This is a genomic window from Mesorhizobium sp. NPDC059025 (genome assembly GCF_042739655.1).
GTDB lineage: Bacteria > Pseudomonadota > Alphaproteobacteria > Rhizobiales > Rhizobiaceae > Mesorhizobium.
This window is the reverse complement of record NZ_JBHYIM010000011.1, coordinates 100,961-123,870: the sequence shown is the minus strand read 5'-3', so window position 1 is coordinate 123,870 and position 22,910 is coordinate 100,961. Positions and strand designations below refer to the sequence as shown.

Genomic DNA, 22,910 nt, shown 5'->3' with positions numbered 1-22,910 from the left:
CAAGCTTAGAACAGAGCTGCAAGCTTCTGTTTCTAAAAAGCTTACTCCGCAATCATCGGCGTTTCGGTATCATCGCGCCCACGCAGTGGCTTCTCCGGCATTGCAGCGAGTGCGGCAAGCGTGGCGACAAGCAGCGCTGTGCTGATGAGGAATATCGCCGCAAACGGAACCGCGGATGACAACTGCGCCTGAGCGGCCTGAGTGCCTTCGCCCATCAACGGCAGACCATAAGCGGCGCCGACCGCGCCCAGTAGCGCAACACCGAGAGCACCGCCCAGCGAGCGCATGAAGGTGAGCACACCGGTCGCTACGCCGAGATGGCTGCGTTCGACGGCATTTTGGACCGAAATGGTTGCCACCGGGAAAGTCGTGCCCGCGCCGTAACCAACGCAAGTGGTCAACACTATCACCCAGATGAGTGAACTGCTGCCGGCAACGAAGGCGAGCACGGCCAGGGCAACGATGCCGAAGCAGACGCCGGCCAGTGCCAGCCGCTTGTAGTGGGTAAAGCGCGGGGTCAAGCGACCCGCCGTGGTCGCGCCGGCAACCGTGCCGAGCAAGATACCAAGCATCGCCATGCCGGATTCCGATGCAGTCAGGCCGAGATGAGCCTGCAGGTAAACCGGAAGGTACACGGAAAGCCCGACATTGGCGGCCTGCAGAAGGAAGAGCGAGAGTGTGCCGGCGAGCACGATCGAATTACCGAGCACGTTCAGCGAGATCAACGGTTCGGCCGCTTTGACCAGCCGAAGTGCGAAGATGGCCCAAACGAAGGCAGAGGCAGCGAACAGGCCGAGAATCTGGTCAGAATCCCACGGATAGGTGCCACCGCCCCAGTTCAGTGCCAGAAGCAGCAGCGAGGTGGCAACGACAAGCAGTGCAGCACCGAGCCAATCGATGCTGTGGCGATGGGCGGCCACGGGGAGTTTTCTCAGCGGTTTGTTGATGATGGCCATTGCCAGCAGGCCGAGCGGCAGGTTGATCCAGAAGATCAGTGACCAGTGCAGGTGTTCGGCAAAGGTGCCTCCCAGCAGGGGCCCCGCAATGCTGGCGACGGCCCAGGTGCCGGAGATCCAGGCGGCATAGCGGGCGCGCTCTTTTGGCGGCACCAGATCGCCGATCACCGTCTGGGCCATCGCAAACAACCCGCCGCCGCCCAGCCCCTGGATGGCGCGGCCGATGATGAGAACCAGCATGTTGGGGGCGAGCGCCGCCACCAGCGAACCCGCCAGGAAGATGAGGATCGCGGCATAAAGCGTTGGCCGACGGCCGTGCACGTCGGAAATCTTGCCGTAAAGCGGGGCCATGGCGGTCGCGGTGAGCAGATAACCGGTGACGATCCAGGGAAGGTACTGCGCATGGCCCAGCGCCTCCGCTATGGTCGGCATGGCGGGGGCTACGATAGTCTGGTCGAGCGCGGCGAGCAGCATCGACAGAAGTACGCCGCCAATGATGGCATTCTTCTCGCTTTCCGACAGCGCGCCGTCTGCTGCCGCCACTTTTGAAACAGTCTGGTCCATGGTCATTCACCTGTCTGCCGTGGCGAACCCGGCAGCGTCCGAGTATGGGCGGCGGCTTTGATCGCCTGTGCTTGTCGAGAGTTGTATGGCCGGACATATGTCGCGCCGGCTGTGTGCATTTCGACAGACGGCTGAAATTTCTTGTTTCCGGGCGAGCCGAATGCGCCCTGTGAACAGTCTCGTTCCCTATATAGCGCGCCAGTCTCAAGGACCAACGGGTTGCTTCCGTTGATCCTGTTTCGCAAAATCCGATAAAATCCCGGGAGTTCAGCCAGGCAAACGACCGGCCTCGATCTGCTGGATACGGTAGCGCATAAGCCGGATGATACGGCTTTCGAAATTGACCATTTCGACACGGTCGAATTCAACCTGTGCCTGATCGTGCTGGCTGAGGATCTTTGCCGTCACCTCGCGGGCTTTGGCGGCGGCGATCTTGCAATTGGCCTCTTTGCCAATGTCTTTCAGCGAGCTTTCGAGGCGTTTGCCGTAGTCCTTGGCGATTTCGACATGGCGGTCTTCGTGTCGCTTGATGTCGGCTGCAAGCGTATTCCAGAACAGTCGCACATCCGGGCCCACCTTGCCGTTCGGTTTCCATCTGGGCAGGATGACATGGGTCTTTACCGTCACGACGGCCGAGACAATACGGCACGAATCCGGCGCGTCGGCGTAACCGATGCGGCTGGTGAAGGCCATGCGGGTAGCGCCGGGATGGCGCATGCCGGTGGATTTCACCGACGGACCACGTTTCGACAGTTCTGCCTGGATCTGTTCCAGGGAGCGTCCGCCGATCGAGAAATAACTGTAGGTCTTGACGAGATTTGCCGCATCGGCCGTAGAAACGGCGAAAAGGACGAGCAACGCGGTCAGCAGGGTACGATTCATTTTATTGCCTCTTGCCCCACCTTGCGTTACGGCCGTTGCCGGCGCAACGAAATACGTATCGCCAGCGCAGCTTGGCGGGCAAAGATGAACAGACGATGGCAATTGGCGCATGGACGCCATCTCGACCTCGGCGAAAGGTCCGTCGTCATGGGTATCCTCAACGTGACCCCGGATTCATTCTCGGATGGCGGCCGGTTCGACGCCAGGGACCTGGCGATCGAGCAGGCTGGCCGCATGATCCGGGAAGGAGCTGCCATCATCGATGTTGGCGGTGAATCGACCCGGCCGGGGGCTGCGGATGTTACGGCGCAGCAGGAACAGCAACGCGTGCTGCCGGTGATAGAGCAACTGGCAAGGCACGGCGACGCTTTGATCTCCATTGATACCTACCGCGCCGAAACGGCGCGCCTGGCAATTGAAGCTGGCGCTCATATTATCAATGATGTCTGTGGGTTACAGAAGGATCCTGAGATCGCTAATGAGGTTTCGAGGGCCAGAGCTGGCGTCGTCGTCATGCATACCGGCCGGGGGCGCGAGAAATTGACGGATGTCATTGCCGACCAGCGCCTCTTCCTTGGGAAATCGCTTGAGATCGCACGGGAAGCGGACATCGGCGATGACCAGATCGTGCTCGACCCCGGCTTCGGCTTCAATAAGGAAACGGCCGACGAAAACCTCGATCTGATGGTGCGTTTCGAAGAGTTGGCTGATCTCGGTTTTCCGCTCATCGTCGGCACGTCCCGCAAGCGTTTTGTCGGCACCGTCACAGGCAGGGACGCCGCGGATCGGGCGGCCGGCACCGCGGCCACCAGCGTCATCCTGAGGCTCAAAGGCGCCGATCTGTTTCGCGTTCACGATGTCGCAATCAACGTGGATGCTCTGGCCATGACGGATGCTATGCTGGCTCGCAGCAACACCTCGCAGGAACCTCGATAATGTACGTCATCCGGATGAAGAACTGCGCCTTCTTTGCCAGGCACGGGGTGCACGACGAGGAAGAGCGGCTGGGCCAGCGTTTCTATGTCGATGCGGTGCTGACTGTCGATCCAGCCAGGGAACTGGACGAGGATGCCATCGACAGCACGGTCGACTACGGTGTTGCATTCACCGTCATCGAAAAGATCATCACCGGCGAACGGCGTTTTCTCATAGAGGCCCTGGCGCTTGATGTTGCCAAGGCGCTGACCCGGCGTTTCCCGCAGATCAAGACGGCTGAGATTACCGTCCGCAAGCCCAATGCGCCGGTGCCCGGCGTGCTCGATTACGTCGAGGTCACCGTTGTCTGGCCGCAATAACACCGTTTTTCTAAGTCTCGGCGGCAATCTCGGCGATCCGGCTCAGTCCATTGCCGCAGCCTTGCGCATGTTGAACGACGATGCCGCGACGCGTGTCGTTGCGGTCTCCTCGCTCTATCGCACGCCGCCCTGGGGCAAGACCGACCAGCCCGATTTCCTGAACATTGCCGCGGAACTGACCACCGAGCTGACGCCGCATGTGCTCCTGGAACTGTGCCTGGAAACCGAACGCAGGCTGAAACGGGTCCGCGAGGAACGCTGGGGGCCGCGACTGATCGATATCGACATCCTCGTCTTCGGCAACCGTGCCATCCACGAAACCGAACTGGCAGTCCCGCATCCGCGCATGCTGGAGCGTGCCTTCGTCATGGTGCCGCTGGCGGAAATCGCGCCGCAACTCATCCTGGCTGGCAAGACCGTTTCCGAGCGGCTTGCGGCAATGGACATTACCGGCATCGAGCGGTTGCCATCCGGCCGTGAATGGTGGTCGGCCTGATCCGGCCGACCCGCGAACCATGTTGCTTTAGCCCGAGAAGCCGCCGCCATCGAGAAACGCTTTTTCCTGCACGGTGGTCTCGCGGCCGAGCGGCCGATTGCGGTGCGGAAAGCGGCCGAAACGCGCGATGATCTCAAGGTGCTCGATTGCATAGCTGAGGTAGTCCGGCGCATTCGCCTCCGTCAGCTCGACGCTGCGCTGCTGGTCTTCAAGGTTTTCGGAATGCTCGAAGGGCAGGTAGAAGAACACCCGGATTGCGACGTCGACTGCCAGGTCGTGCCCGGCAGCTACCGCTTTGGCCGCAAAATGACGAGCCAGCGGATCGGTTGCGAACATATGCGCGGTGCCGCGGAAGCAGTTGCGCGGGAACTGGTCGAGCAGGATCATCAGCGCCAGTGCGCCCTCGGCATGGTCGACCCAGCCATCCAGTTCCCGTCGCGCGGCTGCGTGATGCAGATCCAGGAAACGAGTCCTGAACGCGGTGTCGAAGGCCGCATCCTTCGTGAACCACGCATCCGTTCCGGCGTTGCGCCAGAAGGCCGTCACATCGAGTGCGCGTTCATCTACCATGTTTGTTATTATCCCTTTTTATCAGAGAGTTGATCGCGGCATCCAAAATTCGAGATGAAGCCGGTCAGGTCGCGTTTTTCAGCACTTCGGCTGTTTCCTCGCTAAGCGCCTGCGCCGGGCGACGCGGTTGGGTCACTGGTGCGGGAGCCGGCGTTGCGAGATTTCCTTTCAGGAAGTTGCGCCCATCGCGGATATCGCCGGTAAGCTGCAGGTCGAAGCGTGCGGCATCGCGCTGGCGGACGTCTTCGATGATTTCCGCGACTTCGTCCGGGTCTTCGCCCAGCGCCTCCAGTGTTGAACCGCCGAATACGAGTGCCGATTCGAAGGTTTCGCGCAGCTGATAGTCGACACCCGCCTTGACCAGTTGCAGCGAAGTGCCGCGGTCGTAGGCTCGGGCAAACACCGTCACCAGCGGGAATTCGGCCTTGACCAGTTCAGCAACGCGCACGGCGGTTTCCGGCTTGTCGACGCAGATGAGCACTGCCCGGGCGCGTCCGGCACCCGCGGCGTGCAGGATATCCAGCCTGGTGCCGTCGCCGTAATAGACCTTGAAGCCGAAATTGGCGGCGGCCTGGATCATCTCGACATCGTTGTCGATGATCGAAACGTCGACGCCGCGCAGGATCAGCGGCTGGCTGGCGATCTGGCCGAAACGCCCGAAGCCGATGATCAGCACTGATCCCGACAGGCCTTCCGCGACATCGACGCCGTCGAGCGAAGGTTCGTCACGTTGTGGATACAGATAGCGGAGGGCGATGATCACCAGCGGGGTCAGCACCATCGAGATGATGATGATGGCGGTAAGGATGGCGTTTGCCCGACCATCGATGATGCCGGCTTGCGTGGCCGAGGAATAAAGCACGAAGGCGAATTCGCCGCCTTGCGCCATGACCGCGGCACGTTCGATCGCTTCGCGGTTCGATGCCTTCAGAAGGCGGGCTACCCCATAGATGCCGAGCGCCTTGGCCACCATGTAGGCAACGACATAGATCGCGACCAGTTGCCAGTTCTCTGCCACGACGGCGAGGTTGAGCGACATGCCGACAGCAAGGAAGAACAGTCCGAGCAGGACGCCGCGAAACGGCTCGATATCGGCCTCGAGCTGATGGCGGAAGGTCGATTCCGACAACAGAACGCCGGCCAGGAAGGCGCCCATCGCCATCGAAAGGCCACTCATCTGCATGGCGAGCGCCGATCCCAATACGACCAGCAGGGCTGCGGCCGTCATCACCTCGCGCGCCCGTGCATCCGCCAGGACCCGAAACAACGGGTTGAGCAGATAACGGCCGGCAACCACCAGGCCTACGATAGCCGCAATGCCGATACCGATCTCGGTGAAACGCTGCTGCAAGGTGGTGTCGGCGCCACCGGGGGCCAGGAACGCTACCAGGGCCAGGAGCGGCACGATGGCCAGATCCTCGAGCAGCAGGATCGAGACCATCCGCTGACCTTTCGGGGTGGCGATTTCGCCCTGTTCTTCAAGCAATTGCATGACGATGGCCGTCGATGTCAGCACAAAGCCGGCGCCAGCGACAAAAGCCTGGGCGACAGGAAAGCCGCCGGCGAGCCCGCATGCCGTCAGCAACAGCGCGCACAGACCGACCTGCAGCGCGCCAAGTCCGAAGATGTCGCGACGCAGACCCCACAGCCGGGACGGCTGCATTTCGAGGCCTATGATGAACAGGAACATCACCACGCCAAGCTCTGCCACATGCAGGATTGCGGCGGGGTCGGAAAAGATGCCCAGGCCGAACGGGCCGATCGCCAACCCGGCGGCGAGATAGCCGAGGATCGAGCCGAGGCCGGCACGTTTGAATATCGGCACGGCGATGACGCCGGCGCCGAGCAGGGCGACCACATTCACCAGTTCGCTGTTTGAAGCCTCGACCGCCATCGCTGTTCCCGTTCTCGCCGCATCGGTGGAGGGAAGGAGCCCCCTGATCAGGATAGGAGGTTCGTCGCGCGGCGAACAGCCCCGAATCACCGTGTTTCAGCCCTCGCTGATAAGAGCCCAGAAGCCGGTAAATCCAATATTTCCAATAGCTGTACGTTGGTGAGTTGCAGTAGGCCGCAATGGCGCGCTATGGACGGCGAGGCTGGGGCCACAAACGCGGGCGGACGGGATCGCCGCCACTACGGAGAGAGGACTACCATGAAGAAGATTGTGCTGACTGTTGTCGGCGTGGCGGCGCTCGGTCTTTCGGCCTGCTCGAAGGCGCCTGAATGCACCGCAGAGGTGATCGGCAAGAAGACCCAGGAACTGACGACCGCGGTTCAGGAAGCCGTCACCAAGAACCCGGCCAAGGCTACCGAATGGACCGCCAAGATCCAGGAAATCGCCACAAAGTATTCGGGCTCGAACAACCAGGCCGACGCCTGCAAGGCTTATGACGAGATCATCGCTGAAGTGAAGAAGGGCTGATTGCCTGCTTCCACGCAAGGCGAAGGCCTTGCGCATGTTGAAACGGCGGCCTGTGGCCGCCGTTTGTTTTTATGGAATGGATCGCTCGTCAGTTCCTGGCAATGGCGCCCACCGCCACGTCATCGACACGCTTCAGGTTCATGCCGATCACAGGGACCATCTGCTCGTCGACCTTCACGGATACGGTGACGATCATCGAATTTTCGTTGGGGATACGGGCCTGCATGACGCCGCGCAGCTGATTTCGGTTGATGGCGAAGACGACCTTGCGGTTGTCTACGACATTGCCGGAGATGATATCGAGTCCCGCGCCGGAGGAACCGCCCATGAAGGAACCCTTATAGCCGTCGCGCCCTTTGCGCTCGACGGTTGCCCCCATCTTTTGCGAGAAGACGCCGACGCGACAATCTCCGTCCAGCGTCATGCCGACCTTGCTGCCTTCTGGCGTCGACCCTTTGAAATTGCAGTTGAACTTGGTTCCCTTGTACTTGCCGGCGACGATTTCGCCTGGCCCGATCCACTGTCCCTCGACCGATTGGAAAAACTGCTTGTCGCGATCGGCGCCGAATGCCGAGCTACCCACCGCGACCGAGGCGGCGAGCGCAAGAGGCATGACGGCGGACAGGAACACGCTTTTCATGGATGACACCCGGCAACGAGGACGCTGTGTTGGAACGAGGCCAACCATGAAGAAGATTGGTTAATGCTTCGTCACCTGGAGGGCGATTGGGAGGCGGTAAACCCAGCTCTGCCCGATCTTATCGACCCTGCAAGGAAGATCCGCAGCGCGACAGCGACAAAGTTGGATCGGACGCTCAACAGCGAAGCTTGCTGGACGCGCCAGGCGCAATCGAATGTGCCAACGGCTTCGCAAACGCACGACTGCCTCGCCTGACGGCAACGCCCCAGCGGGCTGGTCTGGCAATCGCCTTTGTGTGATCATTTGACAGGGAGCAGGTCTTAGGAGGAGCAGATTCATGCGCCGATCGCTGTATCGGACCATCGCGCATGCGTGCGGAATTTGATGGAAACGCCGCAGTTGCCAGCGTTGCGATCCTACCATTCCTGGATCGCCAACGAGACGCTGGAAGATTATTCGCTCCGGTACGCGGCTCGGTCGTTTCGCCGGTGGTCGCCATTTGTCATTGCCAACACTGCTTTGGGCGGGATTTCGTTTCTGGCCCTTGAAGCTATCGGGGGCGCTATTACGCTCAGCTACGGCTTCGCCAACGCCTTTCCCGCGATCCTGGTGACCTGCCTGTTTGTTTTCGCAACAAGCTTGCCGATCGCCTACTACTCCAGCCGTTACAACATCGACATGGACCTGCTGACGCGCGGCGCCGGCTTTGGTTACATCGGATCCACGATCACCTCGTTGATCTACGCAACTTTCACCTTCATCTTTTTTGCCCTCGAAGGCGTGATCATGGCGCAGGCGCTCAATCTGTTCGCCGATGTGCCACTCGTGCTGGGATATGTCATTTCTTCCGTCGTCATCATCCCGATCACCTTCATGGGCGTGACGCTGATCAGCAAGCTACAGCTCCTGTCGCAGCCGATCTGGATCGCCATGCATTTGGCTCCGTTCGCCTACATCCTGTTCGTCCATCCCGACACGCTCGACCAATGGGCGGCTTTCGTCGGCAGCGATATGGCAGGCGAGGGGTTCAATTTTCTGGCATTCGGCTCCGCCGTCGGTGTCCTGTCCGCGCTGTCCATCCAGATCGGCGAACAGGTCGACTATCTGCGCTTTCTGCCTGACAAGACACCCGGGAATCGTTTCCGTTGGTGGGCGGCCGTGATTGCCGCCGGCCCGGGCTGGATCGTCGTCGGCGGGTTCAAGATCCTGTGCGGCAGTTTGCTGGCAGTGCTCGCAATCCAGGCCGGCTTATCGCGGTCAACGGCGCTCGAACCCATCCACATGTATATCAAGGCATACGAGTATGTGAGCTCCGACCCACGTGTCGTGCTCGCACTTGCGGCGGCATTCGTGCTGATTTCCCAGGTCAAGATCAACGTCACCAACGCCTATGCCGGCTCGTTGGCCTGGTCCAATTTCTTCTCGCGCGTCACCCACTATCACCCCGGCCGGGTCGTGTGGCTGGTATTCAACATCCTGATCTCGCTGCTGTTGATGCTGCTAGGCATCTTCCAGACGCTCGAGCTTGTGCTGGCGGTCTACTCGATCATCGCCGCGGCTTGGATCGGCTCGATTTTCGCCGATCTCGCCATCCTAAAGCCGCTAGGGGTCAGCCCTGCTTTCCCCGAATTCAAGCGCGCCTATCTCTACAATTTCAATCCCGTCGGCTGCGGCTCTATGGCCATGGCGTCTTTCGTCGCCTTTCTGTGCTTCTCCGGCATTTTCGGCGTCATGGCACAAGCCTATGCCGCTCCCATCGCTTTTGTCACCGCGCTTGGCGGTGCGGTGGCGATCGGCGTCGCGACCAGGGGGCGATACTATCTGGCGCGCCAGCCTGTCGAGTTGCCCGCAACGACATCGGACAGCAATTTGTGCGCCATCTGTGGTGTCACCTATGAACGCTCCGATATGGTCCACTGCACTTTCTATGCGCAGCCGATCTGCTCGTTGTGCTGCAGTCTGGATTCGCATTGCCACGATGTGTGCAAGTCACCGGGCGGCGCCCTGGAGACCTCGCACACTCGGTATCTTGCCCGAGCACTGCCGCATATGCGCGACAAGATCGCCCCCCGCATGGGGCAGCGCCTCCTCAAGGTGGCGGGGGTGCTGTTTACCCTGGCGGTGGTCGCCGGCGGCGTGTTTCTTCTCACCTACCGATTGATCGAGCCGGGATCGGAACAACCCCATCTGGCAAGCGGCCAGCTGCTTTTGCGTGTCTTCCTCGCTCTGCTGCCCCTGCTGGGCATCGGCGCCTGGTGGATCGTACTGTCGCAGGAGAGCCGCGAACTTGCCGAAAGAGACCTCGTTGCGTCGCTGGAGAAACTGCGCCAGACCCAGAGGGACCTGGCAAGCAACGAACGCCTTGCCGCCATCGGCCAGATCACGGCAACCGTCAGCCACGAGCTGCGCAATCCGCTGGGTACCCTGGTGACATCAGCCGACGTCCTGCTTCGTTCGCTGAAGAATGCTGACGAGCCGGTGCTCTCCGAACTGCAACGGTTGCAGCGAAATGCCTGGCGCTGCGTGAGGATCATCGAGGACCTGCTCGACTTCTCGCGCAAGCACGTGCTGACGGTGACGCCAATCCTGATCGACCGGTGGGTGGCTCAACATGTCGCCGAACAGGATGCCACGCGGCCGATACAGCTCCAGCTCGCTGCCGGATGCAGGATATCGGCTGATGGTGAGCGGCTGCGGCAGGCTTTCTCCAATGTTCTGGCCAATGCCCTCCAGGCCTGCGAAGGGCACGCGGCGGATGACGCAGCGATTGTCGTCTCCACTCGCTGCGAGGGCAAGAACGCCATCATCTGCGTTGCCGATAACGGGACAGGCATGTCGCGCGAAACGGTGGCACGGGTGTTCGAACCGCTGTTCAGCACAAAGGCGTTTGGCGTCGGACTGGGGATGCCGCTGGTCAAGCGCATCGTGGAGCAGCATGGCGGCTCGGTCCTGATCGACAGCGAACAAGGCACAGGCACGCGCGTATCGATCGTGTTGCCGCGGACGAGCGCTGGTTCGTCATGACGGACCAGACCGACCTGCAGACCGATTTCATCGGCGACGATATCGTCCCGCAGGGCGCCGAGACGGTTGAGAAGAAGCGGATCCTAATTGTCGACGATGATGAGGACTTTGCCGCGAGTCTCGCCGGATTGCTTGAGCTTGAAGGCTACCAGGCGATCATCGCGCATGATGCGTTGTCGGCCCAAGGCGCATTGGCAGTGCACCAGCCGGCGATTGCCCTGGTCGACGTACGCTTGGGTGTAGGCAGCGGTGTCGAACTGGTCCGGGCGTTTCGCCGGCAAAGCCCCGATCTCATCTGCCTGATGGTGACCGCCTATGCCTCGGTCGAGACGGCTGTCGAGGCGTTACAGGCCGGCGCCTATGACTATCTGTGCAAGCCGTTCCACAGCGCCGACCTGTTGGCGACGCTGGAGCGCTGCTTCGAGCGCACCCGCCTGATGGAGGAAAAGCGCCTGGTCGCCGAGAGGCTCGGGCAGATGCAGCGCATCCAGACGATGGGACAACTGGCCGGTGGCATCGCGCACGACTTCAACAACATCTTGGCTGTCCTGCTCGGCAATCTGCGCTGGCTGCAGGAGCATGTGCGAACCAAGCCGGAGCAGGTACAGATGCTCGATGATGCCCTGGCGGCGGTGAAGGCGGGTACCGACCTGACGACGCGCCTGCTTAATTTCGGCCGCCAGGAAGGGGGCGATGCGGTTCGCGTCGACCTGCATGCGGTGTTGCCGGACCTGATGCGCGTCTTGCGTCGTACGCTGGGCGACGACATCAGCCTCTCGCTCGAGCTCGCGGATGATCTGCATGAGATCGAGGTTCACCCGGCGCAGATGGAAACCAGCCTGCTCAACCTCGCGCTCAACGCGCGCGACGCGATGCCTGATGGAGGCAGGCTCCGGTTCGAGGCTTGCAATTTTGTCGTTCGGCCGGATGATGCCCGGGTCGCGTCGGGCCTGTTGCCTGGTCAGTATGTCGTTATCTCTGTCATCGACACCGGCCATGGAATGCCGGTAGCAATACGCCGCCGCGCATTGGAACCGCTCTTCAGCACCAAACCTGCGGGCAAGGGCAACGGCCTGGGCCTGACGATGGTCGATGGATTCGTACGGCAGTCCGGCGGACGCCTTGGCATCTCCAGCAAGCCGGACGAAGGTACCCGGATCAATCTCTATCTGCCGCGTGCCTCAGTCCCGACCTTGAGTGGCGAACATGTAGCCGACGCCGCGAATGGTCTTGATGAATTGCGTGTCACGCGCGTTGTCCCGTAACTTGCGACGTATCTTGCCAATCAGCACGTCGATGCTGCGGTCATAGGGCGTCCAGCTGCGATTGGCGACGATGTCGAGGATCTGCTCGCGTGACAGGACGCGGCCGCGCCGTTCCACGAGCGCTGACAGGATCTGGAACTCCTGACTGGTCAGTCGCACGTTTTCGCCATTTGGTGACGACAGCTTGTAGCGTGTGGGGTCGAGCCGCCAGCCGTCGAAACAGACGGACGCGGAGCGGTCCGCCTCAGAAGCTTCAGGCACGTTGATGCGTTTGGCAAAGCGCCTCATCACCGTGCGGACGCGCGCCAGGAGCTCGCGCGGCTCGAAAGGCTTGGTGATGTAGTCGTCGGCTCCCAGTTCGAGACAGACGACCTTGTCGATTGTGGTGTTCTTGCCCGACAGCATGATCAGCGGCAGGTCGTATTGCGAGCGCATGCTGCGCGCCAGGGTCACGCCGTCTTCGCCGACAGGAAAGCCGAGATCGAGGATGACAAGATCGAACGCCTCGTCGGCCAGCGCGCGCCGCATTGAACGCCCGTCATGGGTGCTGACAATGGCATAGCCTTCGCTCGTGAGGAATCTTTCCAGAAAGCTGCACAGCCGACGATCGTCATCGACAACGAGAATGCGTGATCTTTGTTCGGCGACTGACATGACCGCTACGATAATCGCAATTCCTGCGTACGGTCGAGGAGGGAAGACATTCATTTGTCGTGGTCGGCGTCGCATGAAGCGAGGTGAGGGCGGGTCGATGTTTTTCGCGCATGGGAAGGTCTATCCAATGCGCTGAAAATTATAACTAAAATCGTCAGTAGGTCGCGTGCTGCGAGCGCGGGCCGCTAGCCGCCTGGTTACAAAAAATTACAAAGCGGGCGGCATTCCGATGCATGGCGATTACATGCCGCACCTAGCTTGGCGTCGCACGGCGATACCGGGCGCCATCGTGCAGCCCGGTGCAAGGACGAGGACGGCACGCAAGCCACCCGCCTGCACGCTGGCGTTGAGGAGGAACAGCCGCATGCCACAGACAGTATTCTCAGTCGACCTGAACAAAGCCCCCGAAGATCATGCCATCAAGACTCACAACCGGTGGCATCCGGACATTCCAATGGTGGAGCAGCTCAAGCCCGGGCGCACCTATCGTGTGGAATGCCACGACTGGACGGGAGGCCAGATCGGCAACAACGACAGCGCCAATGATGTCCGCGACGTCGACCTGACGCGCGTTCACTACCTCAGCGGCCCGTTCGGCGTCGACGGCGCGGAGCCCGGAGACCTGTTGGTGGTCGATATCCTTGACCTTGGCGCCAAACCTGACTCCGAGTGGGGTTTCAACGGCTTGTTTGCCAAGGAAAACGGCGGCGGCTTCCTGACCGAGCATTACCCCGAAGCCAGCAAATCCTGCTGGGATTTCCATGGCATCTACACGACGTCGCGCCATATTCCAGGCGTGCGTTATCCCGGCATCATCCACCCTGGCCTGATCGGCTGCCTGCCTGACCACAAGCTGCTCGCGGAAGCCAACAGGCGTGAAGCCGAACTGGTGGCGACCGATCCTGCGCGTGTGCCGCCGCTGGCAGCGCTGCCATATGCCGACACGGCACTGATGGGACAGTTGAAGGGCGATGCGGCGAGAAAGGCCGCGGCCGAGGCGTGGCGCACGGTTCCGCCGCGCGAGCACGGTGGAAACTGTGACATCAAGAACCTGTCGCGCGGTTCGAAGGTTTACTTTCCCGTCTATGTGAAGGGCGGCGGCCTCTCGATGGGCGATATCCATTTCTCTCAGGGCGACGGCGAAATCACCTTTTGCGGTGCCATCGAAATGGCCGGCTGGGTCGATATCAGCGTCGACGTCATCAAGGGCGGCATGGCCAAATATGGCGTCACCAACCCGATCTTCAAGCCAAGCCCGATCGACCCGCATTTCGACGACTACCTCATCTTCGAGGGCATCTCGGTCGATGAACACACGGGTGAGCAATTCTATCTGGACGCCCACGTCGCCTATCGTCGGGCCTGCCTCAACGCCATCGAATACCTCAAGAAGTTCGGCTACTCCGGCGAACAGGCCTACATGATCCTCGGCACCGCCCCTGTCGAAGGACGCATTGCCGGCATCGTCGATATCCCCAACGTTTGCGCCACCTTGGCCATTCCGACGGCGATCTTCGACTTCGACATCAATCCCAACGCACATGGACCGAAGAAGCAGGACTTCAAGGCCGACGTTGCCAAGACGAGCTGACAGGCTGCGCAACAATGAAGCGACGGTCAGACACGGTCTGGCCGGCGCTCTTTTGGGGAGGGAATTCATGCTGCTCGGATTTGCTTTGCTTTATGTCGGTGCGGTCCTGTTCCTGAACGGGCTGTGGCTGCTCGGAAAAATCGAGGACCTGGAAATCATCGTCATCAACGTGGTTTCCGGTGTCGTGACGTTCTGTGTGTCGCTCGCCTGGGCGTTCGGACCCGGCGCAGATGCTGCGTCTATAAAGGGTGCGGCGCTGACGATCCTGTTTTCGGCAACCTACTTCTGGGTGGCCTACAACAGGGTGATAAAGGTGGATGGGCGAGGGCTCGGCTGGTTCAGCCTGTTCGTCGCGATCACCACCGTTCCGGTGGCGGCACGAGGGTTTTCAGACGGCCAAACGTCGATCGACTTCTGGATGGCATCCAACTGGGTCATCTGGGGTGTGGTGTGGTTCCTTTATTTCCTGCTTCTGGCGCTGCAGCGGCCGGTGCTGCGGGTTACCGCGATTGCCACTCTGCTAGCGGGCGTCATCACCGGCTGGCTACCGGGCTTCCTGCTGCTGGACGGCAAGCTGTGACGCTGTTGTCTGGTCTGGCAACAGATCAGCCTGGCAACCTGGATGGGCGGGACACCCTTCGCCTGACAAAATCGTCTTGATGTTTCGGAGGCTGGCGATGCCGCTCTACAATTATGTTTGTGACGACTGCGGGCCATTTGATGAATGGGTTCCGATGCAAGACGCGCTGAGGGCGTGCGCGTGCCCGCAATGCAAGGAACAAAGCAACAGGGATGTGGCAGCACCCCGCCTGAGCATGATGAACGACAAACTGCGCCGGGCATTGGCACGTTCAGAGCGAAGCGGCACCGAACCGAAAGTGGTCAAGAAGGCGCATCTCAGCGGCTGTGGTTGCGCACTGTGCAAGATTGGCAACAAGCCGACATCGATGCGCAAGAAATGGATGATCGGCCACTGATGCCAACCGGCGCTAACTGTCCGCGCTCTGTAGGTATCGTCCGGTAGAATCAGGAAGTCGCGCCGGTGCCGCGATCCTTTCCGTCAGCGAACGAGGTCAATGCAGCAAGGAAGTCCCCCATACCGGGTCGCTTCACGGCCGTGAACGGCAAAGGGCGGGCGGTTTCCATGGCGGCGATGCCGATTCGTGCCGTCATCATGCCATTGACCACACCTTCCCCCAGCTTTGCCGACAGCCGCGCCGCGAGGCCATGACCCACGATCTGCTGGACAAAGCTGTCGCCGACGGCGATCGAGCCTGTGACGGCGAGATGGGCAAGCACGCTTCTGGCAAGCCGGAAGAAGCCCAACGTGCCGGGACGTCCGCCATAAAGTTCTGAAAGGCGCCGGATCAATCGCCCGGCTTCGAATACGACATAAGCGACGTCGACCAGGGCGCGTGGGCTGACGGCGGTAACCAGCGACACCCGTTTGGCCGCATCCAGGATCATTGTTTTGGCCTGGGCGTCGAGAGGACCGAGGATTTCGGTTTCGGCCAATCTCACGAGATCGCCGCCGTCGATGATCTCACCGCGCAATTCCGCCAGCGCACGGCGACCGGCGGCCGTCTGTGGCCGGGCTACGACAAAAGCAGACAGTTCGTCCACGACCGCGCGCGCGGCGTTGGGATCGTCCCGGGCAATGGCATCCAGCGCTTTGCCCTGCAGCTTCTCCACCTTGGCAAGCCGCGCAATCGCCAGGAATTCGCGAGCCAGGATGACAAGCAGTGCAAGCAGCGCGATTGCTGCCACGCCGGCGGCCAGCCAGCCGAGCCAATCGGCGCGCGTGAAGAGGTCGCGGATCAGCCGGTCCGTCCACAAACCTATCGCCAGCGAGACCAGGACGCCGACGGCGCCAAAGAAGATGTTGGCGAGGAACGAGCGTTTGCGTGGCGCGGGTGCTGCGGGTGGTTCGGCTGCAAGCAGGTTCGGTTCGTCGAACACATCGACTTCGTCAGGCACGACGATGGCCGCCTCGGCCTTCATCGCGCGCGGCTTGCGTGGTGTTTCCGTCGGCTTTTCGACAACCGCAGCCTTCGGTTGGGATGCGGTGTCCGGTCCGATGCGGAACGCCGCCGGCTTGCGGGACGTGGTCATGCGAGACGGTCTCCGATCAGGAACTGCAGGGCCCGGTCGAGCCGGATATGCGGCAGCGACAATGTCACGCCCTCGGCGGTGCGTTCGAGTTTCGGCGGCCGGAATCGCACGAAGCGTATGGCCGGATTGTCAGCACGATCCTGCGCGTTTTCTTCGAAAACAGCATCAGCGCTTTTCGGCAAATCACCGGGAAATATGGCTGTTTCGGTGTTGCCGTCGAAAGTCTCGCCCCCGATCCGCTCCCCTTCAAGCGGCGTGCCTATGATGACCGGCAAGGTTTCGGTGCCCTGCTTGACCGTACCTTCGCGGGTGGCACGCACCGCCGCCATGGCGACGACGTCGACGGCCGTACCGGTGAAGCTCGCTTTGGCGATGGCTCTATCGGCGAGCCGCCGCACGATCGCCTGCAGCCGGTCGTGGCTTTCATGGTGCAAATGGTCGGCCTTGGTCGCCGCGATCAGGATGCGGTCGATGCGCCGTGCGAACCAGTCGGTCAGGAAGTTGCCGCGCCCGGGCCGGAAGCAGGCAAGGATTTCCGTGACGGCACGTTCGAGATCGGCCATTGCCGCAGGCCCGGCGTTCAGGGCCTGCATGGCATCGATGAGCACGATCTGACGGTCGAGGCGGGCGATGTGTTCGCGAAAAAACGGCTTTACCACATGTGTCTTGTAGGCTTCGTAGCGACGCTCCATCATGGCATGGAGCGAACCGGGCCTTGCCCGTTTCCCTGTCATGCCGGGCAGCGGCGCGAACGTCAGCGCTGGCGAGCCATCGAGATCGCCTGGCATCAGGAAACGGCCCGGCGGCAAGGTGGAAAGCGCGCGTTCATCGCGTTTGCACGCCTTCAGGTAGGCAGAAAAACTCTCGGCCAGCCGGCGCGCGGTCAGCTCATCGGCATCCGCGTCGGCAGCCGCGGTCGTTGAAAGTGCGCGCCACTCGCGGGCGAGGTCGGCGCGTACCGGCAAGGCAGCCAGTTCGAAAGCCTCGCTGGAGAAATCGGCGAAGGATTTGCCGAGCAGCGGCAGGTCGAGCAGCCACTCGCCGGGATAGTCGACGATATCGACCGATAATCTCCCTGCCGAAAACATACGGTTCCAGCCAGAAGCCGATTCAAACTCGATGGTTAGCCGCAGCTCCGAAATAGCACGGGTGGAATCCGGCCATATGCGCTGGTCGACCAGAGCCGCGATGTGGTCCTCATACTGGAAGCGCGGTACGGCATCGTCTGGCTGTTCTTCCAGGAAAGCGCGCGCAATCCGCCCTGACTTCTGCGCTTCGAACAGCGGTAAGCGACCGCCATGTATGAGGTTATGGACGAGAGATGAGATGAACACCGTCTTGCCGGCACGCGAGAGACCGGTGACGCCCAGCCTGATCGAAGGTCGAAACAATCCGGCGGCACGGCCGGTCACGGTGTCCAGCGCGATGCGAGCCTCATCGGAAATTGTGGTCAGCGATGAAGCCAATCGGGTCTCTAGTGCTCCGCTCATCCAATCGCCCGCCGTGCGGGTATCTCGATATAGGCTGCCGGAGGTGGCTTTTGAATGGTTATTGCGTGTCAGGCGGTTATGGGCGTGAGGAAATCTTCCAGAAAGCCCTTGCCGGGTGCGGCGCCCGTCAGGCTTCCGTCGAAGCGTACAACTGCGAGCCCGGATGTTGGAAACCCGTGCTCCAGCGTCTCTCGCGCGCCTTCCTCACCGTCGCCGGATATGGCCATCGCAAGATCTTCCATCATCGGATTGTGGCCAATGACCAGAAGGGAACCGTAACCACCGTGGTCCCTGATGATTTCCAGATAACCTGCGGCATCCTCGCTGTAGAGCTTGTCGAAATAGAGTACGCGACCGGTGTCGGTATGAGCGGCTATTCCGCCGAGGGTCTCGCGGGCCCGCAGCGCCCCCGAACACAGTGTCAGGTCCGGAACATAGCCATGGGTCCGCATGGCGGTTCCAATCATCTCGGCATCGGTGACGCCGGAGGGGTCGAGTGCGCGGTCGAAGTCGCGCGTGCCCGGCAGAGCCCATCCAGCCTTCGCATGCCTGAGAAGATAGAGTTTCGCCACGCAGATCCCTCTTTCCGATCGGCGCCGCCCGCCGATCCGTCAGCTAAGAATTAGCCAGCCGGGAGCTTCGACGCAACGGCTGGGCAGTTGGCAGATATGCCGAGAACCTTGCAACTCGGGGCTGACCGGGAAAAGCGGCAGCGTAGGGCGGGGCTGTATTAACAAATGCGTGACGGCACGACGGATTGCGCTTGTTAAGCAATTGCGCCGCGAATATATAGGCGCCAAATTTGGGGCAGTCGGGTGAGTCGAATGAGCGAAATTGTAGCTTCCGATTACATACCCTCCGAAGACGAGCCGTTCATGAATGAACGGCAAAAATCATACTTTCGGCAGAAGTTGATTACCTGGAAGAATGATATTCTGCGCGAGGCGCGTGAAACTCTCGAAATCCTTCAGCAAGAAAACGCCAATCATCCAGATCTCGCAGACCGAGCGTCGTCGGAAACCGACCGCGCAATCGAGCTGAGAGCCCGTGATCGTCAGCGCAAGCTGATCTCGAAGATCGATTCTGCCTTGCAGCGCATCGATGAGGGCACTTATGGCTATTGCGAGGAAACCGGGGAACCGATCTCGCTGAAGCGCCTCGATGCGCGCCCGATCGCCACATTGTCGATCGAAGCGCAGGAACGTCACGAGCGCCGGGAAAAAGTCTACCGCGACGACTGACAATCGTCGGTGCTAGCTTGTCTTCGGAGATGGCCGGCTCTGCCGGCCATTTTCTTTGGTGTGTCCGTTGCCGATCAACGCTTGTGGCTGGACAATTCGCCGAGAAGCTTCGCCATTTCGTCGTCCAGCGTGGGCTGCGCCTTTGCATTGGTTTTGGCCGGGGGCATGTCGTCCTGCTCCAGTGAAACCTCAAGCTCATGCATCAACGCGTCATCGAGCGGATCTTCCAGCGGCTCCGGCGGTGCACGAAATGGCGGTTCGGCCCGGACGGGTTCCTGGCGCGCCACGGCTTGCAATGCGGGCTGTTGAACCCTTGGCGGCGAAGACAGTGGCAGGGTCGGCTCGAGATGCGGCGTCGGAGCACTGGGCGCAACCTGCTGGCGCGGCGGTTCCGGCCGTCGTGCCGGTGCAGCAGGTGAAGATGAAGGCGAAGGCGAAGGTTGTTGTTGGCGTTGTTGTTCGACGGTTGGACGCGCAGGTGATTGTTGCAGCTGCCCGTCTCCGGTGAGAACCGGGCGGCGCGAAGGCACCATTCGGATGTCGCGCTCGACAACCACGTCCGTTGGACCACCGATAAGGATCAAATGCTCGATGTCGTCGCGGCGCACGAGGACCAGGCGGCGATGGCTGTCGACCGCGGTTGCGTCCATGACCGCCAGACGTGTCTTGCGGTTCTTGCCGCCGGCGACATAAGTGCCGAAGGTCAGGCCGCGGATCAACCTTACTATAACCAGCAGGATGACAAGCAGGACCAGGGCCGCGAAGGTCCACACGATGGCAGGCGCATAATTCGGCCCTGCCATGCTTTCCAGCCAACTCAGCATAGACATCCCCAACAATGATCCGGCCCCAGCGTCGGCGACACTAAAGGCGGTGTCAGGATGTCGCAAGGCGCGTCTGGCGCTTTGTGAACAGGGCATATCGGAACGGCTTGCGGCAAAGCCCCGCGACAGCGTTGTTTTTGGCGCACATTTGCCAGCAGGGTCTTTTCCGGGCAGGGAGAATATGATTCAACCGGGCGAGTCGGGGCGCCGGTGGCTGGAATTGGTGAGCAGGGGGCACATGGCCAAGGAAACGGGCGGCGAGTTTTATCCGATGCCGATCGTCGACCAGGGTACAAGGCCGGGCGCGGTGACGCGGCTTATCGTCTTCATGGTGGTGCTGGCTGCGGCTGCCGTGGTTTTCGGTATTTTCCGCGAGCGTTTCGGCGATCCGTTTCTGCTTGGCATGCTGGGCGTGCTGGCGATGATCGGCGTCGGCTTCCTGTTTGCAACTGCAATCGGTTTCGTGCAGATCGCGCCGCGCTCGACCAGCGACGAACTGTCCAAGGCCTTTGTCGATTCGATGTCGCAGGGCCTTTTGGTGACGGATGCCAAGGATCGTGTGGTCTACGCCAACCGCGCTTATGCCGACATGACTGGCGCGACATCCGCCGCTGACGTCAAGACAGTGGAAGGGCTGCTGTCGGACGTTCCTGAAGCAACCAGCACGATTTATCGCCTTTCCGCCGGCCTGCGCGATGGTCAGGCCGGAGACGGCGAATTCCGGCTGACGCAATCGGTTCGCCCGGGCGCCGAACCTGGCGGGCGTTGGTATCGCACGCGGGCGCGCACCTTTACCGTGCCTGGCCTTCGGCAGCCGCTGTCGGCATGGCAACTTGCCGATATTTCGGTCGAGCGCGCCGAGCAGGAGCGTTTCTTCCTGGATCTGCAGCAGGCGATCGACCATCTCGACCATGCACCGGCGGGTTTCTTCGCTGCCGATCAGGATGGTCGCGTCACATACATCAATGCGACCCTGGCCGAGTGGCTGGGCATCGATCTGGCATCCTTCACGCCAGGTGCGGTTGCGCTCCCCGATATTGTCGCCGGTGACGGCATGGCGCTTATCCGCTCGGTGCGGGCGGATCCCGGTACAACGCGCAATGCGGTGATCGACCTTGATCTCACCACCATGGCCGGCAAGGCGTTGCCGGTGCGCTTCATGCATCGCGTTTCGGCGAGTCGCGAAGGGCTGAACGGTCCGAGCCGTACCATCGTGCTCAACCGGACCCAGGGTGAGGATGCCTCCGCAGACCTGCGCGCTTCCGAAATCCGCTTCACCCGTTTCTTCAATTCGACGCCGATGGCGATCGCCGGCGTCGATCATGACGGCCGCATCCTGCGCACCAACGCACCGTTCCTGTCGCTGTTCTCGCCTGCGGTCGACCGGGATGCGCTCGACCGCAAGGTGCGCCTCGACACAGTTATCCATGAGCGGGACAGGCCAGCTTTCGCGACGGCACTCGAAAAGGCGCATCAGCGCCAGGCCGATATCGCGCCGATCGACACGGTCCTGCCGGACAATGAGGAGCGTCATGTCCGCTTCTACGTCAACGCGGTCGCCGACGGCACCGATGGCGAGGGCGCCGAAGAGGCAGCGATCGTCTATGCGGTGGAAACCACCGAGCAGAAGGCGCTGGAAGGCCAGATGGCGCAGAGCCAGAAGATGCAGGCCGTGGGCCAGCTTGCTGGCGGCATAGCGCATGACTTCAACAATGTGCTTACCGCCATCATCATGGCGTCCGACCTGTTGCTGGCAAACCACCGTCCGTCGGATCCTTCCTTCCCGGATATCATGAACATCAAGCAGAATGCGAACCGGGCAGCATCGCTGGTGCGCCAGCTTCTCGCCTTCTCGCGCAAGCAGACGTTGCGTCCGGAAGTGCTCAACCTTACCGACGTGCTTGCCGACCTGCGCATGCTGCTCGCACGTCTCGTCGGCAACAACATCAAGCTCAAGGTCGACCACGGCCGTGACCTTTGGCCCGTCAAGGTCGATATCGGCCAGTTCGAGCAGGTGGTGGTCAATCTCGCCGTAAATGCCCGCGACGCCATGCCATCGGGTGGTGATCTCACCGTGCGCACGAAAAATGTCACGGCCGACGAATGCGCCGCGTTTTCCTATCGCGAGCTGCCAGCCGCCGACTACGTTGTCGTCGAAGTCGAGGACACCGGATCGGGCATCGCACCGGATGTGCTGAAGAAAATCTTCGAGCCGTTCTTCACCACCAAGGAGGTGGGGAAGGGCACCGGCCTCGGCTTGTCGATGGTCTATGGCATCATCAAGCAGACGGGCGGCTTCATCTTCTGCGATTCCGAAGTTGGCAAGGGCACGACTTTCCGCATCTTCCTGCCACGCCATGTCGCAGAGGCTGCGAAGCTGCCTATGGAAGGAAAGCCTGGCGATACCAGGGCGACGGGAACGGAGAACTCGGCGGCGGCTGAATCTGTCAAGAATGGCGATGCAGCCAGGTCCGGTGATGGCAAGGACCTGTCCGGCTCAGCCATCGTTCTTCTGGTCGAGGACGAGGATGCAGTGCGCATGGGGGGGGTGCGTGCGCTCAAATCGCGGGGCTACACCGTGCATGAGGCGACATCAGGCGTCGAGGCGCTGGAGGTGTTCGACGAGCTCGAAGGCAAGATCGACATCGTCGTCTCTGACGTCGTCATGCCCGAGATGGACGGCCCGACGCTGCTCGGCGAATTGCGAAAGCGCCAGCCGACCATCAAGTTCGTTTTCGTATCGGGCTATGCCGAAGACGCCTTTGCCAAGAACCTGCCAGCCGACGCCCAGTTCGGGTTCCTGCCGAAGCCGTTCTCGCTGAAACAGCTGGCTACCGTCGTGAAGGACGTTCTCGAGGGTAAATCCTGAGACGGATTCCTTAGA

The 22,910-nt window shown here is 61.2% G+C and carries 21 protein-coding genes; 11 read left to right on the top strand and 10 right to left on the bottom strand.

The genetic code is table 11. The features are described 5' to 3' along the window. Positions 1 to 41 precede the first annotated feature (41 nt). Positions 42 to 1,520 carry an MDR family MFS transporter gene (locus tag ACFWYE_RS23530; protein ID WP_379114699.1) on the bottom strand — a complete coding sequence of 493 codons (1,479 nt, stop codon included), beginning with the start codon at positions 1,518 to 1,520 and terminating at the stop codon, positions 42 to 44. A gap of 267 nt (positions 1,521 to 1,787) precedes the next feature. After that, the gene (locus tag ACFWYE_RS23525; protein ID WP_379071421.1) at positions 1,788 to 2,402 is read right to left on the bottom strand and encodes a DUF922 domain-containing Zn-dependent protease; all 615 of its coding nucleotides are present in this window, start codon (positions 2,400 to 2,402) and stop codon (positions 1,788 to 1,790) included. A gap of 84 nt (positions 2,403 to 2,486) precedes the next feature. Here ACFWYE_RS23525 and folP point away from each other — a divergent pair, with 84 nt between their 5' ends. From folP to folK, 3 genes are read left to right on the top strand one after another with little or no spacing between them, the layout of a single operon-like run. Further along, positions 2,487 to 3,338, top strand: coding sequence for a dihydropteroate synthase (gene folP / locus ACFWYE_RS23520; protein ID WP_379114697.1), 852 nt, complete (start codon positions 2,487 to 2,489; stop codon positions 3,336 to 3,338). Beyond that, the gene (gene folB / locus ACFWYE_RS23515) at positions 3,338 to 3,697 is read left to right on the top strand and encodes a dihydroneopterin aldolase (RefSeq protein WP_379071415.1); all 360 of its coding nucleotides are present in this window, start codon (positions 3,338 to 3,340) and stop codon (positions 3,695 to 3,697) included. The genes folP and folB overlap by 1 nt, the downstream gene beginning before the upstream one ends. Then, a complete protein-coding gene (gene folK / locus ACFWYE_RS23510) occupies positions 3,681 to 4,193 on the top strand; it encodes a 2-amino-4-hydroxy-6-hydroxymethyldihydropteridine diphosphokinase (protein ID WP_379114695.1) in 513 nt (170 codons plus the stop codon). The genes folB and folK overlap by 17 nt, the downstream gene beginning before the upstream one ends. 27 nt (positions 4,194 to 4,220) lie before the next feature. On the opposite strand, the gene ACFWYE_RS23505 is transcribed toward folK, so the two are convergent. Together ACFWYE_RS23505 and ACFWYE_RS23500 are read right to left on the bottom strand one after the other, a co-directional pair. Next, positions 4,221 to 4,763, bottom strand: coding sequence for a DUF924 family protein (locus ACFWYE_RS23505; RefSeq protein ID WP_379114694.1), 543 nt, complete (start codon positions 4,761 to 4,763; stop codon positions 4,221 to 4,223). A gap of 64 nt (positions 4,764 to 4,827) precedes the next feature. Continuing rightward, entirely contained in the window at positions 4,828 to 6,657 is a 1,830-nt protein-coding gene (locus ACFWYE_RS23500) for a monovalent cation:proton antiporter-2 (CPA2) family protein (RefSeq protein WP_379114692.1), read from the bottom strand. Between the two features lie 258 nt (positions 6,658 to 6,915). Between ACFWYE_RS23500 and ACFWYE_RS23495 the strand changes: the two genes are divergently transcribed. Beyond that, positions 6,916 to 7,185 carry a hypothetical protein gene (locus ACFWYE_RS23495; RefSeq protein WP_379071405.1) on the top strand — a complete coding sequence of 90 codons (270 nt, stop codon included), beginning with the start codon at positions 6,916 to 6,918 and terminating at the stop codon, positions 7,183 to 7,185. 88 nt (positions 7,186 to 7,273) lie between these two features. Here ACFWYE_RS23495 and ACFWYE_RS23490 read toward each other — a convergent pair whose 3' ends face one another. Continuing rightward, on the bottom strand, positions 7,274 to 7,825 hold the full coding sequence (locus ACFWYE_RS23490) for a hypothetical protein (protein ID WP_379071403.1): 552 nt from the start codon (positions 7,823 to 7,825) through the stop codon (positions 7,274 to 7,276). Positions 7,826 to 8,209: 384 nt separating this feature from the next. Here ACFWYE_RS23490 and ACFWYE_RS23485 point away from each other — a divergent pair, with 384 nt between their 5' ends. Together ACFWYE_RS23485 and ACFWYE_RS23480 are read left to right on the top strand one after the other, a co-directional pair. Next, positions 8,210 to 10,849, top strand: coding sequence for an ATP-binding protein (locus tag ACFWYE_RS23485; protein ID WP_379114690.1), 2,640 nt, complete (start codon positions 8,210 to 8,212; stop codon positions 10,847 to 10,849). Then, the gene (locus tag ACFWYE_RS23480) at positions 10,846 to 12,114 is read left to right on the top strand and encodes a sensor histidine kinase (protein ID WP_379114688.1); all 1,269 of its coding nucleotides are present in this window, start codon (positions 10,846 to 10,848) and stop codon (positions 12,112 to 12,114) included. The genes ACFWYE_RS23485 and ACFWYE_RS23480 overlap by 4 nt, the downstream gene beginning before the upstream one ends. Here ACFWYE_RS23480 and ACFWYE_RS23475 read toward each other — a convergent pair. Beyond that, complete coding sequence (locus tag ACFWYE_RS23475) at positions 12,031 to 12,768, bottom strand: response regulator (RefSeq protein ID WP_379114686.1); 738 nt, start codon at positions 12,766 to 12,768, stop codon at positions 12,031 to 12,033. The genes ACFWYE_RS23480 and ACFWYE_RS23475 overlap by 84 nt on opposite strands. A gap of 364 nt (positions 12,769 to 13,132) precedes the next feature. Between ACFWYE_RS23475 and fmdA the strand changes: the two genes are divergently transcribed. From fmdA to ACFWYE_RS23460, 3 genes are all read left to right on the top strand, one after another. Next, on the top strand, positions 13,133 to 14,359 hold the full coding sequence (gene fmdA / locus ACFWYE_RS23470; RefSeq protein ID WP_129415395.1) for a formamidase: 1,227 nt from the start codon (positions 13,133 to 13,135) through the stop codon (positions 14,357 to 14,359). Between the two features lie 67 nt (positions 14,360 to 14,426). Continuing rightward, positions 14,427 to 14,939 carry an AmiS/UreI family transporter gene (locus tag ACFWYE_RS23465; RefSeq protein ID WP_379114685.1) on the top strand — a complete coding sequence of 171 codons (513 nt, stop codon included), beginning with the start codon at positions 14,427 to 14,429 and terminating at the stop codon, positions 14,937 to 14,939. Positions 14,940 to 15,036: 97 nt separating this feature from the next. Then, entirely contained in the window at positions 15,037 to 15,336 is a 300-nt protein-coding gene (locus ACFWYE_RS23460) for an FmdB family zinc ribbon protein (protein WP_379114684.1), read from the top strand. 49 nt (positions 15,337 to 15,385) lie between these two features. Here ACFWYE_RS23460 and ACFWYE_RS23455 read toward each other — a convergent pair whose 3' ends face one another. The 3 genes from ACFWYE_RS23455 to ACFWYE_RS23445 form a co-directional block, all read right to left on the bottom strand. Next, entirely contained in the window at positions 15,386 to 16,471 is a 1,086-nt protein-coding gene (locus ACFWYE_RS23455) for a YcjF family protein (protein ID WP_379114683.1), read from the bottom strand. Beyond that, complete coding sequence (locus ACFWYE_RS23450; protein WP_379114768.1) at positions 16,468 to 17,937, bottom strand: YcjX family protein; 1,470 nt, start codon at positions 17,935 to 17,937, stop codon at positions 16,468 to 16,470. The genes ACFWYE_RS23455 and ACFWYE_RS23450 overlap by 4 nt, the downstream gene beginning before the upstream one ends. Positions 17,938 to 18,029: 92 nt before the next feature. Next, complete coding sequence (locus tag ACFWYE_RS23445) at positions 18,030 to 18,533, bottom strand: SixA phosphatase family protein (protein ID WP_379071400.1); 504 nt, start codon at positions 18,531 to 18,533, stop codon at positions 18,030 to 18,032. A gap of 252 nt (positions 18,534 to 18,785) precedes the next feature. Here ACFWYE_RS23445 and dksA point away from each other — a divergent pair, with 252 nt between their 5' ends. Then, entirely contained in the window at positions 18,786 to 19,202 is a 417-nt protein-coding gene (gene dksA, locus ACFWYE_RS23440) for an RNA polymerase-binding protein DksA (protein WP_129415389.1), read from the top strand. 74 nt (positions 19,203 to 19,276) lie between these two features. On the opposite strand, the gene ACFWYE_RS23435 is transcribed toward dksA, so the two are convergent. After that, the gene (locus ACFWYE_RS23435; protein WP_379114681.1) at positions 19,277 to 20,026 is read right to left on the bottom strand and encodes a hypothetical protein; all 750 of its coding nucleotides are present in this window, start codon (positions 20,024 to 20,026) and stop codon (positions 19,277 to 19,279) included. A 238-nt stretch (positions 20,027 to 20,264) separates the two neighbouring features. On the opposite strand from ACFWYE_RS23435, the gene cckA reads away from it, so the two are divergent. Beyond that, the gene (gene cckA / locus ACFWYE_RS23430; RefSeq protein ID WP_379071394.1) at positions 20,265 to 22,895 is read left to right on the top strand and encodes a cell cycle histidine kinase CckA; all 2,631 of its coding nucleotides are present in this window, start codon (positions 20,265 to 20,267) and stop codon (positions 22,893 to 22,895) included. Positions 22,896 to 22,910: the final 15 nt, after the last annotated feature.

Coding starts and splice junctions, on each gene's coding strand:
- ACFWYE_RS23505 (WP_379114694.1), bottom strand. CDS start 4,763: ATGGTAGATGAACGCGCACTCGATGTGACGGCCTTCTGGCGCAACGCC.
- ACFWYE_RS23485 (WP_379114690.1), top strand. CDS start 8,210: ATGGAAACGCCGCAGTTGCCAGCGTTGCGATCCTACCATTCCTGGATC.
- ACFWYE_RS23525 (WP_379071421.1), bottom strand. CDS start 2,402: ATGAATCGTACCCTGCTGACCGCGTTGCTCGTCCTTTTCGCCGTTTCT.
- ACFWYE_RS23530 (WP_379114699.1), bottom strand. CDS start 1,520: ATGGACCAGACTGTTTCAAAAGTGGCGGCAGCAGACGGCGCGCTGTCG.
- ACFWYE_RS23475 (WP_379114686.1), bottom strand. CDS start 12,768: ATGTCAGTCGCCGAACAAAGATCACGCATTCTCGTTGTCGATGACGAT.
- ACFWYE_RS23465 (WP_379114685.1), top strand. CDS start 14,427: ATGCTGCTCGGATTTGCTTTGCTTTATGTCGGTGCGGTCCTGTTCCTG.
- ACFWYE_RS23455 (WP_379114683.1), bottom strand. CDS start 16,471: ATGACCACGTCCCGCAAGCCGGCGGCGTTCCGCATCGGACCGGACACC.
- folB (WP_379071415.1), top strand. CDS start 3,338: ATGTACGTCATCCGGATGAAGAACTGCGCCTTCTTTGCCAGGCACGGG.
- dksA (WP_129415389.1), top strand. CDS start 18,786: ATGAGCGAAATTGTAGCTTCCGATTACATACCCTCCGAAGACGAGCCG.
- folP (WP_379114697.1), top strand. CDS start 2,487: ATGAACAGACGATGGCAATTGGCGCATGGACGCCATCTCGACCTCGGC.
- ACFWYE_RS23495 (WP_379071405.1), top strand. CDS start 6,916: ATGAAGAAGATTGTGCTGACTGTTGTCGGCGTGGCGGCGCTCGGTCTT.
- cckA (WP_379071394.1), top strand. CDS start 20,265: ATGGCCAAGGAAACGGGCGGCGAGTTTTATCCGATGCCGATCGTCGAC.
- ACFWYE_RS23435 (WP_379114681.1), bottom strand. CDS start 20,026: ATGCTGAGTTGGCTGGAAAGCATGGCAGGGCCGAATTATGCGCCTGCC.
- ACFWYE_RS23480 (WP_379114688.1), top strand. CDS start 10,846: ATGACGGACCAGACCGACCTGCAGACCGATTTCATCGGCGACGATATC.
- fmdA (WP_129415395.1), top strand. CDS start 13,133: ATGCCACAGACAGTATTCTCAGTCGACCTGAACAAAGCCCCCGAAGAT.
- ACFWYE_RS23490 (WP_379071403.1), bottom strand. CDS start 7,825: ATGAAAAGCGTGTTCCTGTCCGCCGTCATGCCTCTTGCGCTCGCCGCC.
- ACFWYE_RS23500 (WP_379114692.1), bottom strand. CDS start 6,657: ATGGCGGTCGAGGCTTCAAACAGCGAACTGGTGAATGTGGTCGCCCTG.
- ACFWYE_RS23460 (WP_379114684.1), top strand. CDS start 15,037: ATGCCGCTCTACAATTATGTTTGTGACGACTGCGGGCCATTTGATGAA.